Raw genomic sequence first — 1,266 nt, 5'->3', positions numbered from 1 at the left:
TGATAGTGGCTATCAATTCCCCCAAAAAACCAATTCACCCATAACCCCCACAACTAGGCTTTTCTAGCCTATTGCAATCCTTCTTCTTTGCACTCAACTGAGCCAAGAGTATTCTCAAGCTAAGTCTTAATCTACAAGCTCACTTGAAAAAACTCTGCTAAAACGCGCGCTCAAATCCCCAAGGGGGGGTGACTTTTTATGAAGTCATAAAGCTCTCATTCAACACACATCCACTAATCACAGAACTCCAAAACAAACAAAGGAGCAACAATGAGATACTACCCCCGCAATGGAATGCTTTATGCTGAAGTGTACGAGCAGGGCAAACGCAAACGCTTCAGCTTGAAAATGCCCGACACGCCAGAAAATCGCGCCAAAGCCCAAGCCCAAATCAAATACGCCAATAGCCCTTCTTTAGGCGTTGTTGTAGAAGAATACCTCCAAAGACATAATCTAGGCCTCAAACCCTCCAGCCAACGCACTATCAAGAGCCGTCTCAACACCATTGTAGAGCTTTTCAATTCTCAAACCCCCATCGCCCAGATCAACAAGCAGAGTATCCAAGATTTCTACAACCAGCTGGCCCAAAAAGCCCCCAGCCAATTCCATGTCAAAAACCTCACACACCTGCTCAAACGCCTCTTAGACTTCGCCCTAGAGATGGACTACATAGAGGCCAACCCTTTTTTTAAGCAACGCCTGGCTATGGCCAGGCCCCCTAAAGAAAAACAACCCCTAAACCTAGAAGAGGTGAGTGACATGCTGGAGGTGTGCTCGGACCTGAGGTTTAAGACCTATCTAGTCGTGGCTTTTTTCACAGGGGCTAGAGTGGGCGAGATTCAAGCTCTCAAATGGAGTGATGTCAACTTTGCTAAGAACACCATCCGCATTGAGCGCACTTTAAGCCAAAAAAATGAGCTAGGCACGCCTAAGACACGCTCAAGTGTGCGCACCCTGGAGATGTTGCCCATTGTCAAAGAGGCCCTATTGCGCTATTTAGAGCAAAATCCTAGCAGTCCTTACATCTTCACCCAAGAACGCTATCTTAATCTAGCCAAGCCCTGGTATAAACTCTTAGAGCAGCTCCATTTGAGTGCGCGCAAGCTCTACAGCACCCGCCACACCTTTGCAAGCCTCATGCTCTCAGGGGGAGCCAATGCGTTGCGTATCTCTAAGATGTTAGGCCACGCCAACGCGCACATAACCCTAAGTGTTTACGCCCAATACATTCCTCAAGAACACACCCCTCTAGCCCCCTTCTTAGAG

The 1,266-nt window shown here is 47.8% G+C and carries 1 protein-coding gene; it reads left to right on the top strand.

Annotated elements, in window-relative coordinates; genetic code table 11:
* Positions 1 to 270 precede the first annotated feature (270 nt).
* Positions 271 to 1,266: site-specific integrase (locus tag C6H04_RS07195; protein WP_104732766.1), on the top strand; the 996-nt coding region annotated here is incomplete at its 3' end.

The organism is Helicobacter salomonis, assembly GCF_900197775.1.
Lineage (GTDB): Bacteria > Campylobacterota > Campylobacteria > Campylobacterales > Helicobacteraceae > Helicobacter > Helicobacter salomonis.
The sequence above is the reverse complement of the archived record's forward strand: the minus strand, read 5'-3'. Positions and strand labels throughout refer to the sequence as shown.